Origin of the sequence: Kitasatospora sp. NA04385, assembly GCF_013364235.1 — a bacterium.
GTDB lineage: Bacteria > Actinomycetota > Actinomycetes > Streptomycetales > Streptomycetaceae > Kitasatospora.
The window spans coordinates 7,978,305-7,992,548 of the sequence record NZ_CP054919.1; the positions used below are offsets into that span (position 1 = coordinate 7,978,305).

At 74.4% G+C, this 14,244-nt stretch carries 10 protein-coding genes and 1 riboswitch; of the genes, 7 read left to right on the forward strand and 3 right to left on the reverse strand.

What is annotated here, in order from left to right; genetic code table 11:
* Positions 1–215: 215 nt before the first annotated feature.
* Positions 216–388: riboswitch (M-box (ykoK) riboswitch) on the reverse strand.
* Positions 389–634: 246 nt separating this feature from the next.
* Complete coding sequence (locus HUT16_RS35380) at positions 635–2,065, forward strand: acyltransferase (protein WP_176192087.1); 1,431 nt, start codon at positions 635–637, stop codon at positions 2,063–2,065.
* Positions 2,066–2,146: 81 nt separating this feature from the next.
* Here HUT16_RS35380 and HUT16_RS35385 read toward each other — a convergent pair whose 3' ends face one another.
* Positions 2,147–3,031: a GNAT family N-acetyltransferase gene (locus HUT16_RS35385; protein ID WP_176192088.1), complete on the reverse strand. Its 885-nt coding sequence runs from the start codon at positions 3,029–3,031 to the stop codon at positions 2,147–2,149.
* Positions 3,032–3,321: 290 nt separating this feature from the next.
* On the opposite strand from HUT16_RS35385, the gene HUT16_RS35390 reads away from it, so the two are divergent.
* From HUT16_RS35390 to HUT16_RS35400, 3 genes are all read left to right on the forward strand, one after another.
* Positions 3,322–4,680, forward strand: a complete 1,359-nt coding sequence (locus tag HUT16_RS35390) for a glutamine synthetase family protein (protein WP_176192089.1) — start codon at positions 3,322–3,324, stop codon at positions 4,678–4,680.
* 67 nt (positions 4,681–4,747) lie between these two features.
* The gene (locus tag HUT16_RS35395) at positions 4,748–6,124 is read left to right on the forward strand and encodes an aldehyde dehydrogenase (protein WP_176192090.1); all 1,377 of its coding nucleotides are present in this window, start codon (positions 4,748–4,750) and stop codon (positions 6,122–6,124) included.
* The gene (locus HUT16_RS35400) at positions 6,121–6,900 is read left to right on the forward strand and encodes a 3-oxoacyl-ACP reductase (RefSeq protein ID WP_176192091.1); all 780 of its coding nucleotides are present in this window, start codon (positions 6,121–6,123) and stop codon (positions 6,898–6,900) included. Before HUT16_RS35395 ends, HUT16_RS35400 begins: the two co-directional genes overlap by 4 nt.
* A 31-nt stretch (positions 6,901–6,931) precedes the next feature.
* Here HUT16_RS35400 and HUT16_RS35405 read toward each other — a convergent pair whose 3' ends face one another.
* Together HUT16_RS35405 and HUT16_RS35410 are read right to left on the reverse strand one after the other, a co-directional pair.
* Positions 6,932–7,348, reverse strand: a complete 417-nt coding sequence (locus HUT16_RS35405) for a hypothetical protein (RefSeq protein ID WP_176192092.1) — start codon at positions 7,346–7,348, stop codon at positions 6,932–6,934.
* A 241-nt stretch (positions 7,349–7,589) separates the two neighbouring features.
* A complete protein-coding gene (locus HUT16_RS35410; protein WP_176192093.1) occupies positions 7,590–10,688 on the reverse strand; it encodes a SpoIIE family protein phosphatase in 3,099 nt (1,032 codons plus the stop codon).
* Positions 10,689–10,823: 135 nt separating this feature from the next.
* Here HUT16_RS35410 and HUT16_RS35415 point away from each other — a divergent pair, with 135 nt between their 5' ends.
* The 3 genes from HUT16_RS35415 (at position 10,824) to HUT16_RS35425 (ending at position 14,213) form a co-directional block, all read left to right on the forward strand.
* Positions 10,824–11,789 carry a pseudouridine synthase gene (locus HUT16_RS35415; RefSeq protein WP_176192094.1) on the forward strand — a complete coding sequence of 322 codons (966 nt, stop codon included), beginning with the start codon at positions 10,824–10,826 and terminating at the stop codon, positions 11,787–11,789.
* A gap of 146 nt (positions 11,790–11,935) precedes the next feature.
* Positions 11,936–12,835: a diiron oxygenase gene (locus tag HUT16_RS35420; RefSeq protein WP_176192095.1), complete on the forward strand. Its 900-nt coding sequence runs from the start codon at positions 11,936–11,938 to the stop codon at positions 12,833–12,835.
* 184 nt (positions 12,836–13,019) lie between these two features.
* Positions 13,020–14,213 (forward strand): CapA family protein, encoded by a 1,194-nt coding sequence (locus tag HUT16_RS35425; RefSeq protein WP_176192096.1) that lies wholly within the window; start codon positions 13,020–13,022, stop codon positions 14,211–14,213.
* Positions 14,214–14,244: the final 31 nt, after the last annotated feature.

Sequence of the window (14,244 nt, forward strand, 5' to 3'; positions counted from 1 at the left end):
CACGACGGACGACCGGCGGCACCCGGCCGGTCGGCGTCAGCGGAGCACGGGATCAGTGGAGGAGGAACTGCCTCGAACCGTGGAACAACGGCGAGGACTGAACGGGAAGGGGCTGACTGTGCCCCGGACTACTGCTGTCCATCCCGCCTCCTCCCGGTCCTGGCCGACGAGTTCAGCTCGCGGCCGCGCGGCAGGCGACCGGGCCGTGGCGGCCCGGCACACCCCAACTCGTCAGAGCTTTGGCACTCCACGGCGTGTCCCCGGCAGCGGGGAAGCCACTTGGGGTCACCCCTTGGGCCGGGGAGACCTGTCCTGATCCGGAGCGTCTCTCGACGGGTGGGATCAGTGGCCTGTGTCCGTGAAGACGCCTCACCGAACGAGGTGTCTTGTCGTTGCGCCACCAGGATAGGGCCCCGACCACCCCCACCACCTCATCCTTGACCAGGGTTTGACCGCTCGATCACGTTCCGGACCGGCCGTTCCGGCGCCGCTCCGTACCTCCGTACGGCCACGGCGCGGTGCGGCCCGGGGCGCGTATCGGCGGGAGGGTTGTGGCCGAACCGCAACGCGCCGGGTGGCGTGATCAGGTACGGCGATTGGCGATGATGACCGGCACAGGAGACGGGGGAGGATCATGGACGGTGGAACGGAACGCAGCAGGTACGTGGACCTGCTGCGGGCGGGGGCGATCGTGCTGGTGGTGCTCGGCCACTGGCTGATCACCGCACTGGTGCGGGAACCTGACGGCGCCTTGGCGGCACCCGAGTTGATGGTGACCGTGCCGTGGACGCAGTGGCTGACCCTGGGCTTCCAGATCATGCCGGTGTTCTTCCTGGCCGGCGGCTACGCGGCGGCCGGTTCCTGGAACCGCTGCCGGGCCGGGGGCGGCACGGCAGCGGGCTGGATCCGCGGCCGGGCTCTGCGGCTGCTGCTGCCCACCGCCGCGTACCTGGTGCCGACACTGGGCGGCCTGGCGGTCGCGGCGGCGTTCGGGGCGGATCCGGCACTGCTCGGCATGATCGGGTGGGCGCTGGCCATGCAGTTCTGGTTCCTGCCCGTGTACCTGGCGATCAGCGCGCTGACGCCCTGGCTGGCCGCACTGCACCGGCGCTGGGGCCTGGGCTCGGTCGCGGCCCTCGCCGCCGCGGGAGCGGCGCTCGACCTGCTGGTGCTCGGGGCGGACACCGGCTGGGCGGACCGGGTCGGCCTGCTGAACTACCTGCTGGTCTGGGCCGTCGCCTACCAGCTCGGCTTCGCCTGGCGGGCGGGCGGCCTGACGGCCCGTCCGGTGTTCGGTGCGGCCCTGGCCGCGGGCGGGGCGGCCGGGTACGCGGCACTGGTCGGGTTCGGGCCGTTCCCGGTCAGCCTGGTCCTGGTCAGCGGTGAGGAGACGTCGAACACCGACCCGCCGTCGCTGGCGATGCTGGCCTGGCTGTTCGCCCAGTGCGGCCTGTGCCTGCTGCTCGCCCCCCACGCCGAGCGCGCCCTGAGCGCCCGGCGGCGCCTCGGCCGGCTGGTCGACCCGCTAGGCCGGGCCAGCATGTCGCTGTACCTGTGGCACATGGTGCCCGTGCTGGTCGCAGGCGCCGCCTTCTACCTCACCGACCTGGCCCCCGAACCCGAGGTCGGCTCGGGGGCGTGGTGGGCCTGGCGGCCGGTGTGGGTGCTGGTGCTGGCGGTGCTGCTCGGCGCGCTGCTGGCCGGGCTGCGCCCGGTCGACGGCCTGCTGCGGCGGCTGGCCGCGCGCATGCGCCCGCAGGACGGGACAGCCGGCACGGGCCGGGCCGCGCTCCTGACCGTCGGCCTGGCCGTCACGGGCTGGGCGCTGGCCCGCTGGGCCGTCCAGGGCCTCGCCCGGGGCGGATCACCGGACTGGCGCACCCTGCTCGCCTTCGTCGTCGGCTCGGCGCTGGTCGGCGGCGCGGCGATCAGGCGCACCATCGCCCCGGCCACCGCCGGGGCCACCGCCGGAGCCGCCGACACCGGCACAGACACGGGCGCGGGCACGGGCGCGGGTGTGCCCGCCGGAGCGGAACCGGACGGGGTGGTGGGCCGGGTGAGCTGAACGGACCTGATGGGCCTGATGGGCCGGGCGGGTCGGCCCGGCGGGCGCGGTGCGGCGCGGCTGGCGGGCCGTGGGGACGGGCTACGACAGCGGGAGGCGGAACTCGACGGAGCGGTGGGTGCTGCGATAGCCCAGGGCGCGGTTGACCGCCAGCATGCCGGTGTTGTGCTCGGCGGTGTCGGTGAGCAGACCGGTGATCCCGGGGTGCTCGGCCCGCGTCCAGCGGATCGATTCGGCCTTCATCGCCCGGGCCAGGCCGCGCCTGCGGTGGGCGGGTTGGACGGCCGTACCGTAGTGCTGGGCGTCGCCGGACCGGCCGGCGGGCAGTACCAGTTCGCTGAACCCGACCAGGTCACCGGTGGCGGTCTCCGACACGGTGACGGTGTGCAGCAGTTCGCCCCGGTCGGCGACGGCCTGCGCGACCGACAGCGTCCGGGCCTCGTCCCAGACGACCCGGCCGTACCCGGTGTCGCCCATCGGCATGTCGTCCATGGCGGTGCGCGAGCGGGTGAAGGCGGGCAGCCACTCCTCGGGGCAGCGGCCGACCCAGGAGACCAGCCGGTAGCCGGGCGGCAGTTCGGCGGCGGAGCCGAGGACGGCGGGGAAGGGAGCGGTGGCCAGGTCCAGCCGGGCGTAGTCGAGGACGAGGGCCCGCTCGAAACCGTGCGCGGAGAGGAACGCGTCGCCGGGGGCGTCCTCGACCGCCTGGGCGAGCAGCGCGTCGCGCCCCTCCGCCCGGGCCGCGGCCGTGGCGGCGGCGAGCAGGGCCGACCCCACACCGCGCCGCCGCTCGGCGGGGTGGACGTCCAGGGTGAGTTCACCGAGGTGGGCCTGCCCGGGCGAGGCGGGCAGCCGCAGGAAGGCGCTGCCGAGCGGGGCGCCGTCGAAGGCCGAGGCCAGCCAGGCCAGGCGGCGCGCGATGGGGCTTGCGACGGGATCGGCGAGGGCGGTCAGACGGAAGGTCACGGGCGGCTGGCTCCGGGCGCGGCGGGAAGGACGGGCACGCGTCACCGAAGCAGGTCCGCCCGGCCGGGGCAATCGGATTTCTCCCCGGACGGGGGAGGCGGAGCACGACGGCGAGCACGGAGAGGGCCTGATGGACAGTCATCTTGCCGGTATGAACGATCTTCTGACGGTTGATCGGGAAAGTGCGACACCCGCGCGGACACTGGTGCGTCCGCGCCCGGGGCGGGATCATCGTCGCTGTGGCGGACCGGTCCGCGCGCGGCTGGCCGGGTGGCGGAGGTGGTGGGCGGATGACCGAGGCGCGGCTCACGGTGGAGCGGCTGCGGGAGCTGGTGGCCGAGGGCGCGGTGGAGACGGTCGTGCTGGCCGTCACCGACATGCAGGGCCGGCTCCAGGGCAAACGCCTGGACGCCGGGTACTTCCTGGCCGAAGTGCTGAGCGGCGGCGCCGAGGGCTGCGGCTACCTGCTGGCGGTGGACGTGGAGATGAACACCGTCGACGGCTACACCGTCTCCTCCTGGGAGAGCGGCTACGGAGACCTGGTCTTCGCCCCCGACCTGGCCACCCTGCGGATGGTGCCCTGGCACCCGGCCACCGCCATGGTCCAGTGCGACCTGGCCCACCACGACGGCACCCCCGTCGCGGTCTCGCCCCGCCAGGTGCTGCGCCGCCAGCTGGAACGGCTGGCCGGCTACGGCTGGAGCGCGTACGTGGGCACCGAGCTGGAGTTCATGGTCTTCCGGGACAGCTACGAGCGGGCCTGGGAGAAGCACTACCAGGACCTCACGCCCGTCAACCAGTACAACGTCGACTACTCGATCCTCGGCACCGCCCGGATCGAACCGCTGCTGCGCCGCCTGCGCACCGGCATGGCCGGGGCCGGGCTGACGGTGGAGTCCGCGAAGGGCGAGTGCAACCTCGGGCAGCACGAGATCGCCTTCCGCTACGCCGACGCGCTGACCACCTGCGACGACCACGCCGTCTACAAGACCGGCGCCAAGGAGATCGCCGCCCAGGAGGGCGTCAGCCTCACCTTCATGGCCAAGTACGACCAGCGCGAGGGAAACTCCTGCCACGTGCACCTGAGCCTGCGCGACGAGCGGGGCCGCCCGGTCTTCCCCGGCGAGGGCGCGCACGGCTTCTCCCGGACGATGGAGCACTTCCTCGCCGGGCAGCTCGCCTGCCTCGACCGCTTCGCGCTGCTGCTCGCCCCGACCGTCAACTCGTACAAGCGCTACGTGCCGGGCAGCTTCGCCCCCACCGCGATCGCCTGGGGCCGCGACAACCGGACGTGCGCGCTGCGGGTGGTTGGGCACGGGGCCTCGCTGCGGTTCGAGAACCGGGTGCCGGGCGGGGACGTCAACCCGTACCTGGCGGTGGCCGCGCTGATCGCCGCCGGGCTGCACGGGGTGGAGCACCAACTGCCGCTGGAGGACGAGTTCACCGGCAACGCGTACGCCTCCGACGCGCCCAGGGTGCCCGCCACGCTGCGCGAGGCGGTCGACCGGTTCGAACGCAGCGAGGCCGCCATCGAGGCCTTCGGCAAGGACGTCGTGCGGCACTACGCCCACGCCGGGAGGGTCGAACTCGCCGCGTACGACGCCGCGGTCACCGACTGGGAGCGCCGCCGCGGCTTCGAGCGGCTGTGAGCCGGCCCTGCCGCGGAAGCGGGACGGAAACGGAAACGGAAACGGGAACGAGAGCGAGGAGGAGCAGGTGACCGAGGGGCCCGAGCCGTACCAGGTGGTCAACCCCGCCACCGAGGAGGTGATCGCCACCGTCGAACTGGCCGACCGGGCCGCCGCCGACGCCGCGATCGCCCGCGCCAAGGCGGCGTTCGAGAGCTGGCGGAACGTGGCGCCCGGCGACCGGGCCCGGCTGCTGCGCCGCTTCGCCGCCGAAGTGGACGCCGAGCGCGAGCAGCTGGCCCTCCTGGAGGTCGCCAACGCCGGGCACACCATCGGCAACGCCCGCTGGGAGGCCGGCAACGCGCGCGACGTCATCGAGTACTACGCGGGCGCCCCCGAGCGGCTGTTCGGCCGACAGATCCCGGTCGCCGGCGGCCTCGACGTCACCTTCCACGAGCCGCTGGGCGTGGTCGGCGTGATCGTCCCGTGGAACTTCCCGCTGCCGATCGCCGCCTGGGCGCTGGCCCCCGCCCTGGCCGCCGGGAACACCGTCATCGTCAAACCGGCCGAACTCACCCCGCTCACCGCGCTGCGGCTGGCCGAGCTCGCCCTGCGCGCGGGCCTGCCCGAGGGCGTGCTGCAGGTGCTACCCGGCCGGGGCCCGGTGGTCGGGCAGCGCTTCGTCACCCACCCCGACGTCCGCAAGGTGGTGTTCACCGGCTCCACCGCCGTCGGCAGGTCCGTGATGGCCGGCTGCGCCGCCCAGGTCAAGCCCGTCACGCTGGAGCTCGGCGGCAAGAGCGCCAACATCGTCTTCGCCGACGCCGACCTGGACAAGGCCGCCGCCACCGCCCCCTACGCCGTCTTCGACAATGCCGGGCAGGACTGCTGCGCGCGCTCCCGGATCCTGGTCGAGGCGAGCGTGTACGAGGAGTTCACCCAGCGGCTGGAGCAAGCCGTCCGGGGCGTCCGGGTCGGCGACCCGGCGGACGAGAAGACCGAGATGGGTCCGCTGATCTCGGCCGCGCACCGGGCCCGGGTGGCCTCCTACGTGGACGGCGACACCGAGGTGGCGTTCCGCGGCAGCGCACCCGGGGGGCCGGGCTTCTGGTACCCGCCGACGGTGCTGGCGCCGATCGCCCCCGACCACCGGGCGTTCACCGAGGAGGTGTTCGGCCCGGTCGTCGCCGTGGTCCCGTTCCGCGGCGAGAGCGACGCGGTGCGGATCGCCAACGCCACCGAGTACGGCCTGTCCGGGTCGATCTGGACGCGCGACGTGGGCCGCGCGCTGCGCGTCGCCCGGGCCGTGGAGGCGGGCAACCTGTCCGTCAACTCGCACTCCTCGGTGCGCTACTGGACGCCGTTCGGCGGCTTCAAACAGTCCGGCCTGGGTCGCGAGCTCGGACCGGACGCCCTGCACGCCTTCACCGAGACCAAGAACGTCTTCATCGCCACGGAGGAATGAGCCACATGAGCAAGCGACTTGACGGCCGGGTGGCGGTCGTCACCGGCGCGGGCAGCGGCATCGGCCTGGCCACGGTGCGCCGCTTCGCCGCCGAGGGGGCGAAGGTGGTGTGCGCCGACATCGACGAGGAGACCGGCGCCAAGGCCGCCAACGAGGTCGGCGGCCTGTTCGTGCGCACCGACGTGACCGACGAGGAGCAGGTCCGCGCCCTGTTCGACACGGCGGTCGAGCACTACGGCAGCCTGGACGTGGCGTTCAACAACGCGGGCATCTCCCCGCCGGACGACGACTCCATCCTGGTCACCGGCCTCGACGCGTGGAGGCGCGTCCAGGACGTCAACCTGACCTCGGTGTACCTGTGCTGCAAGTACGCGATCGGCCACATGCGGCGGCAGGGCAAGGGTTCGATCATCAACACCGCGTCCTTCGTGGCGGTGATGGGCGCCGCGACCTCGCAGATCTCCTACAGCGCCTCCAAGGGCGGCGTGCTGGCGATGAGCCGGGAGCTGGGCGTGGAGTTCGCCCGCGAGGGCATCCGGGTCAACGCGCTGTGCCCCGGCCCGGTCAACACCCCGCTGCTGCAGGAGCTGTTCGCCAAGGACCCGGAGCGCGCCGCCCGCCGACTGGTGCACATCCCGCTCGGCCGGTTCGCCGAACCCGAGGAGATCGCCGCCGCGGTGGCCTTCCTGGCCAGTGACGACTCCTCCTTCATGACCGCCAACACCTTCCTGGTGGACGGCGGCATCTCCGGCGCGTACGTCACCCCGCTCTCCTGACGACTGACGACTGACGGCACGGCGCGGGGCGTCAGTGCGAGGAGAACGCGTCCCCGCCGACCGCGAGGGCGTCGCCGCCGTTGCCCAGCGCGTCGCCGCCGACGGCCAGGGCCGACCCGCACAGCGCCTCGGCGTCCCCGCCGACCGCGCCCGCGTTGCCGCCCTCGGCCCAGGCGTCGCCGCCCACCGCACCGGCGTCGCCGCCCAGCGCGCCCGCGTCACCGCCGACACCCAGCGCGTCCCCGCCCTCGGCCCAGGCGTCCCCGCCGACCGCGCCCGCGTCGCCGCCCTGGGCCGCCGCGTCGCCGCCGACGGCCAGCGCCCCGTGCGGGTGCGTGTGGTGGTGCCCGTGGTGGTGCGTGTGCGCGGAGGCGGTGCCCGCCGTGCCCAGCAGGGCGAGGCCGGTGAGGAAGGTGGCGGTGGTGACCTTGGCAAGGCTGGAACGCATCGGGTTCTCCATGCTCAGCGCCGGACGCGGTGGCGTCGGACGCGGGTTGGTGCCGGACGCGACGATCATCGGCATCCGTGGGCCCGCGCCGCACACCGCGGCCCGACCGGTCACCCGGCCGGGGCAAGGGCACCGCCGCGACGGGTGAGCGCGGTACCGCCGGATGCCGTAGGGAGCGGCGCGCGGAGTTGACGGGCGCGCGGGGCTGCCGGTCCCGCTGCACACGGGAGTTGGCGACCGATCAGTGTGACGATCGGACCGGCAGCTCCATCTCGAACCAGACCACCTTGCCGTCCTTGGTCGCCCGGCTGCCCCAGCGGTGCGCCAGCTCGTTGATCAGCAGCATGCCCCGCCCGCCCTCGTCGTGCTCGTCCACCGGCCGCAGCCGCGGCTCCCGGCTGTCCGCGTCCGACACCTCCACCGTCAGCAGCGCCCCCCGGAAGATCCGCAGCTGCAGCGGCGAACCGGCGTGCAGCACCGCGTTCGTCAGCAGTTCCCCGGTCAGCAGCACCACCGGCTCCACCAGCGAGGACAGCCCCCAGCCGGTCAGCGTCCGCCGGGTGAACTCCCGGGCGTGCCGCAGCAGCGCCGGATCGCCGGACAGCGGCAGCGTCGCCAGCCGGTCCGCGCCGACCGGCTCCGCGTGCGCCATGATCACCGCCACGTCGTCCTGTCCCAGCGTGGACCCGAACGCCCCCAGCACCGCGTCGCAGCCCCGCTCCAGGGTCGGCTGCCGGTGCGTCACCGTCTCGCGCAGCAGCTCCAGGCCCTCGTCCAGGTCCTGCCCGCGCCGCTCCACCAGCCCGTCCGTGTACAGCACCAGCAGCCCGTCCTCGCGCAGCGGGAAGCGCACCGACTCGAACGGCACCCCGCCCACGCCCAGCGGCGCCCCCGGCGGCGGCTCCACCAGCCGGGCCCGGCCGTCCCGCTCCGACAGCACCGGCGGCAGGTGGCCGGCCGAGGCCAGGATGCACTCCTCGTCCACCGGGTCGAACACCGCGCACACGCAGGTCGCGAACTGGCCCTCGCCGAGCTGCGCGGTCGCCTCGTCCAGGCGCCGCAGCACCCGGGCCGGATCGAGGTCCAGCGTCACCAGCGTCCGCGCCACCGTCCGCAGCTGGCCCATCGTCGCGGCCGCCCGGATGCCGTGCCCCATCACGTCGCCGACGATCAGCGCCACCCGGCCGCCGGTCAGCGGCACCACGTCGAACCAGTCGCCGCCGATCTCGTCGCCCACTGTGGACGGCAGGTACCGGTGCGCGATCTCCAGCCCCGGCGTGCCGTGCACGTCCTGCGGCAGCAGGCTGCGCTGCAGGGTCAGCGCGGTGTCCCGCTCCCGCCGGTACAGCCGGGCGTTGTCGATGCACACCGCCGCCCGCGCCGCCAGCTCCTCGCCCAGCGCCCGGTCCGCCGGGGTGAACGACTCCGGGTTGGCCAGCCGCACGAACTCCACCCCGCCCAGCACCTGGCCGCGCGCCAGCAGCGGCACCATCAGGTACGAGTGGATCCCGGCGTCCAGGCCCGGCTGGACCCGGTCCGGGTGCGCGACGATCCGCCGCAGCTCGAACTCGTCCACGTGCGGCACCAGGATCGACCGGCCGGTGCGCATCGCCTGCGCGTACAGCTTGGCCGAGTGCGTGGTCTCCCCGATCTCGTCCGCCGCTCCGGTCAGCAGCGTGCCGCCCTCCCGCTCGCCCACCGCGACCGCGCGCAGCGCCACCGAACCGGACTCCGGCACCGGCTCCGGGTCCTCGCCGGTCAGCACCGCCTCGCGGATGTCCACCGTCACGAAGTCCGCGAACCGCGGGATCACCACGTCCACCAGCTCCTGCGCGGTGATCGTCAGGTCCAGCGTGGTGCCGATCCGGGTGGAGGCCTCGTTCAGCAGCGCCAGCCGCTGCTGGGCGGTCTCCGCCGCCTCCAGGGCCCGCTGCCGTTGCTCGGCGGCGTCCCGCTCCCGGGTGTACAGCAGCGCGTTGTCGATCGACACCGCCGCCCGCGCGGCCAGCTCGCTCGCCAGCGCCAGGTCGGAGTGGTCGTACGGCGCCGTGCTCCGGGAGCGGAAGAACGTGGCGGTGCCGATCGCCGCGCCCCGCGCGATCAGCGGCACCACCATCAGCGAACGCACCCCCTGGGCCCGGATCGCCCCGCCGCGCACCGGGTCGTCCGTGAACCAGCTCATCGCCGCGCCGTCCGTACGCGGCACCAGCACCGGCCGGCCGTGCGACAGCGCCCACGCGTACGGCGTGCTCGGGTGCAGCCGCTGCACCGAGCCCACCGGCGCGATCGGGGTCATCCCGCTGTCCGGGACGGTGTGGAAGGCCATCCGGCGCAGCACCGCCGACCGGTCCGCCCGGTCCGGCAGCACGGCCGGCTCGCCCCGTACCAGGCCGTCCAGCACCTCCACCACCACGGTGTCGGCCAGGATCGGGGCGGCGGTCTCGGCCAGCTCCCGGGCCGTGGTGGACAGGTCCAGCGTGGTGCCGATCCGGGTGGAGGCCTCGTTCAGCAGCGCCAGCCGCTGCTGGGCGGCCTCGGCGGCGGTCTCCGCCTCGAAGCGGTCGGTGATGTCCACGATGGTCGTGCACATGCCCAGCACCGTGCCGTCCGGCTGCTCCAGCCGGAAGCTCGACACCGACCAGGCGTGCTCGCGCTCCGGGTCGGCCGCCGTCCGGCCGTGCGTCCGGAGGTCCACCAGCGGCCGGCCGTCGGCCAGGATGCGGCGCATCGTCGCCTCGGCGGTCCGGCTGTCGATCCCCGGCAGCACCTCGGACAGCCGCCGCCCCAGGTGCCGGGTCACCGGCAGCCCGTTGATCCGGGCCAGCGCCTCGTTCAGGCGCACGAAGCGCAGCTCGGTGTCGAACACGCCCATGCCGACCGGCGACTGCGTGAAGAACCCGTCCAGCACCGCCAGGTCCGCCGCCAGCCGGCGCACCTCGCTGACGTCCGAGGCCACCGCCAGCACCATCGGGGAGCCGCTGCGGTCGAGCACCGGGAAGGTCCGGAAGTCGAGCCGCACCAGGTGCCCGTCCCGGTGCCGCACCGGGAACACCCCGGCCCAGGCCCGGCCGCTCAGGATCCGGGCGAACAGCTCCAGCGCCGCCGGACGCCGCTCCGGGCCGACCAGGATGTCCGCCGCGCGCGTCCCCACCGCCAGGTCCGCCGGGAAGCCGAGCAGGGCCTCCGCGTCCGGGCTCCAGTGCAGGATCCGGCCGTCCGCCGCGATCAGTGCCGTGGCCACCGGGATCGAGAGCAGGCCGTCCGGTACCTGCGCGCCACCTGCCGCGAGCGGGGAGGTGGGGCGGGTCCGGGGGAGCGTGCGCTGTTTGTCGGTGTCCATCTGGCCACCTGCCGTTCCGGGGGCGGTCACCGCCCTGCCATCGTCGCACGGCGGGCCGCCCGCGCCCAGACGGGTGACCTGCCGCTAGGGTGGGCCGGATGGAAACCCGTCGGACGAACACCCCGGTGGCGCGCGGTGGTGCGTAGGAAACCCGCCCCCGTCAGCCCGCTGGCGCAGCGCGACGGCATCGACGCCGTGCACGTCAGGCTCCCGGTCGACGGCGCCTGGCCGACGGTCCGCGCCTACCTGGAGGAGCGCTACGGCGCCGCCGCCGGGGACGGGCGGATCGGCGCGATGCTCGCGGCCGGCGAGTTCGTCGCCGCCGACGGCCCGGTCACCGCCGACACGCCCTACCGGCCCGGCGGCCACGTCTGGTTCCACCGCGAGCCGGGGCCGCCCGAACCGGTGGTGCCCTTCCCCGTCGAGGTCCTGCACCGCGACGAGCGGATCGTGGTCGCCGACAAGCCGCACTTCCTCGCCACCACCCCGCGCGGCAGCCACGCCACCGAGACCGCCCTCGCCCGGCTGCGCCGCGACCTCGACCTGCCCCGGCTCAGCCCCGCCCACCGCCTGGACCGGCTCACCGCCGGCGTGGTGCTGTTCGTCGCCGACCCCGCGCTGCGCGGCGCCTACCAGGGCCTGTTCGAGCGCCGCGAGGCGGTCAAGGAGTACGAGGCCGTCGCCCGGTACGAGGAGGGCGCGGCGGCCCGGCTGCCCACCGTGGTGCGCAGCCGCATCCTCAAGGACCGCGGCCGGCTCGCCGCCTACGAGGTGCCCGGCGAGCCCAACGCGGAGAGCCGGGTCGAGCTGGCCGAGGCGCGCGGCGGCCTGGGCCGCTACCGCCTCGCCCCGCGCACCGGACGCACCCACCAGCTGCGGGTGCACATGAACGGGCTCGGGCTGCCGATCCTGGGCGATCCGTTCTACCCCGAGGTGCTGGGCGAGGGCGACCCCGAGGACTACCGGCGCCCGCTCCAGCTGCTGGCGCGCTCGCTGGAGTTCACCGACCCCGTGGACGGCCGGCGGCTGCTCTTCACCAGCGGACGGGTGCTGGCGGCCTGGCAGGACCCGGCGGGCTGGCAGGACCCGGCGGGCTGGTAGAGCCCGGCGAGCTGGTAGGGCCCCTGGTTCCACCGGGGAAGCGGGGCCGCTTCGCGCGCGGTGTATTGACGGAAAGTCTAATAACTTCTACCTTCGCGGCAGTGCCACCACTCCACCCTCTCCGCCCCCACCGCGAAGGAGCCGGCATGCCGCCCCAGACCGCCCGCACCGCCCCCGACCGGGAGCGCACCGCCGAACGCCTGCTCGCCTCCTCCGCGAAGCTCTCGTTCAACCCGCTCACGGACGTCGACTGGGACGCCGATCCCGTCCCGGGCGCCTACTACTGCCCGCCCCGGCACCTCTCCCTCTACGGCACCGACCTGTGGGAGCGGATGACCGAGGACGAGCGGATCGAACTCTCCAAGCACGAGGTCGCCTCCATCGCCAGCGTCGGCATCTGGTTCGAGGAGATCCTCATGCAGATGCTGCTGCGCCACGCCTTCGACCGGGACCCGACCACCCGCCACGTCCAGTACGCGCTCACCGAGATCGCCGACGAGTGCCGGCACTCGATCATGTTCGCCCGGATGATCGCCAAGATGGGCGTCCCCGCGTACGGCGCCGGGTTCGTCGCACACAACCTCGGCCGGCTGTTCAAGGCGATCTCCACCCACAGCCAGACCTTCGGCGGCACCATGTACGTCGAGGAGATCCTGGACGCCTTCCAGCGCGAGGTGATGAACGACGACACCCTCCAGCCGCTCACCCGCCAGGTCTCCCGGATCCACGTCATCGAGGAGGCCCGGCACATCAGCTACGCCCGCGAGGAGCTCGTCCGCAAGCGCCTCGGCCCGGTCCGCCGCCGGTACGAACAGCTGTTCATCGGGCTGATCGTTTACTACGCCACCACCGCGCTGATCCACCCCCGGCTCTACGCCGCCGTCGGCATCGACCCCAAGGCCGGCCGGGCCGTCGCCCGTGCCAACCCCCACTGGCGGGCCACCAAGGTCGAGATGGCGGGGAAGGTCGTCTCGGTGCTGGACAAGGCCGGGCTGGTCGGCCGCACCAACCGCTGGCTGCTGCGCGCGGCCGGGGTGGTGGCCTGAGCCCGGTGGTCGAACGGCGGTCGACCGCCGGGCGGATGGCCGGACCGGCGGCCGGGCGGTGGGCCGGTGAGCTGCTCCGGCGGCTTCGGGGCGCAACCGTGACAGTGCGGCGCCGATGTGTACTTCCGGTGTTCGAGCGGCGCGGATAAAGTGCGTCGTCACCGAACCGCCGGGGGGTCCGTTCATGCGTAGCGCCACGGTCGGCACCACCGCCGCCGCCACCGCAGTCCTGTTGCTCGCTGCCGTCGCCGGGTGCGGCGGACCGTCCCCGTCCGGGGACCGGGCCGCCACGGCCGGCGCCACGGTCGCCGGGGCCCCGCCGACGTCCGCCGCTTCGGCGTCCGGGGCTCCGACCCCCGCCGAGCCGACCCCCGGCGCCCCGGGCAGCGGCACCCCGACCGGCTCCGGCTCCGGCCCGGCGGACAGCGGCGCGGGCGGCAGCATCACGGTGGCGTTCGCCGGGGACGTCCACTTCGAGGGGCGGACCGCCTCCCGGCTCGGCGCCGCGACGGCGGACACCGCGCTCGGCCCGATCTCCCGCACGCTCTCCGCCGCGGACCTGGCGGTGCTCAACCTGGAGACCGCGATCACCTCCCGCGGCAGGGCCGAACCCAAGACCTACACCTTCCGCACCACGCCCAGGGCGCTCGAAGCGCTCAAGGACGCCGGCGTCGACGTGGTCTCCCAGGCCAACAACCACGCCGTCGACTTCGGCCCCGACGGCCTCGCCGACACCCTCGCCGCCAAGGCCGCCTCCCCGATACCGGTGGTGGGCATCGGCAAGGACGCCGAGGAGGCGTACGCCCCCCACGTCACCACGGTGCGCGGGGTGAAGGTCGCCGTGCTGGCGGCCAGCCAGGTCAACGAGATCACCAACCAGAAGTGGCGGGCCGGCGCCCACAAACCGGGCATCGCCTCCGCCCTCGACGAGGGTGCGCTGCTGCGCGCCGTCGCCGGGGCGAAGGCACAGGCACCCGTGGTCCTGGTCTACCTGCACTGGGGCGACGAGGGCGTGGCCTGCCCGACCCGGGCGCAGAGCGCCCTCGCCGAGAAGCTCGCCGCCGCCGGGGCCACCGCCGTGGTCGGCACCCACGCCCACACCATGCTCGGCGCGGGCATGCTCGGGAAGACCTACGTGGCGTACGGCTTCGGCAACTTCCTCTGGTACGGCACCTCGAACTACACCGCCTCGGACGAGACCGGCGTCACCACGCTCACCGTCACCGCCGACGGCCGCGTCACCGGAGAGGCCTTCACGCCCGCCCACATCGACGGTCGGGGCATCCCCGTCCCGCAGACCGGCAGCGCGGCGAAGGCCGCCCAGCAGCGCCGCGACGGCCTGCGCGGCTGCACCGGGCTGGCCGCCGTCCCGAAGTGACGGCGGCTCAGCCGGGCGCGGGCCGGAGCCG

Coding starts and splice junctions, on each gene's coding strand:
- HUT16_RS35380 (WP_176192087.1), top strand. CDS start 635: ATGGACGGTGGAACGGAACGCAGCAGGTACGTGGACCTGCTGCGGGCG.
- HUT16_RS35390 (WP_176192089.1), top strand. CDS start 3,322: ATGACCGAGGCGCGGCTCACGGTGGAGCGGCTGCGGGAGCTGGTGGCC.
- HUT16_RS35400 (WP_176192091.1), top strand. CDS start 6,121: ATGAGCCACATGAGCAAGCGACTTGACGGCCGGGTGGCGGTCGTCACC.
- HUT16_RS35405 (WP_176192092.1), bottom strand. CDS start 7,348: ATGCGTTCCAGCCTTGCCAAGGTCACCACCGCCACCTTCCTCACCGGC.
- HUT16_RS35410 (WP_176192093.1), bottom strand. CDS start 10,688: ATGGACACCGACAAACAGCGCACGCTCCCCCGGACCCGCCCCACCTCC.
- HUT16_RS35420 (WP_176192095.1), top strand. CDS start 11,936: ATGCCGCCCCAGACCGCCCGCACCGCCCCCGACCGGGAGCGCACCGCC.
- HUT16_RS35425 (WP_176192096.1), top strand. CDS start 13,020: ATGCGTAGCGCCACGGTCGGCACCACCGCCGCCGCCACCGCAGTCCTG.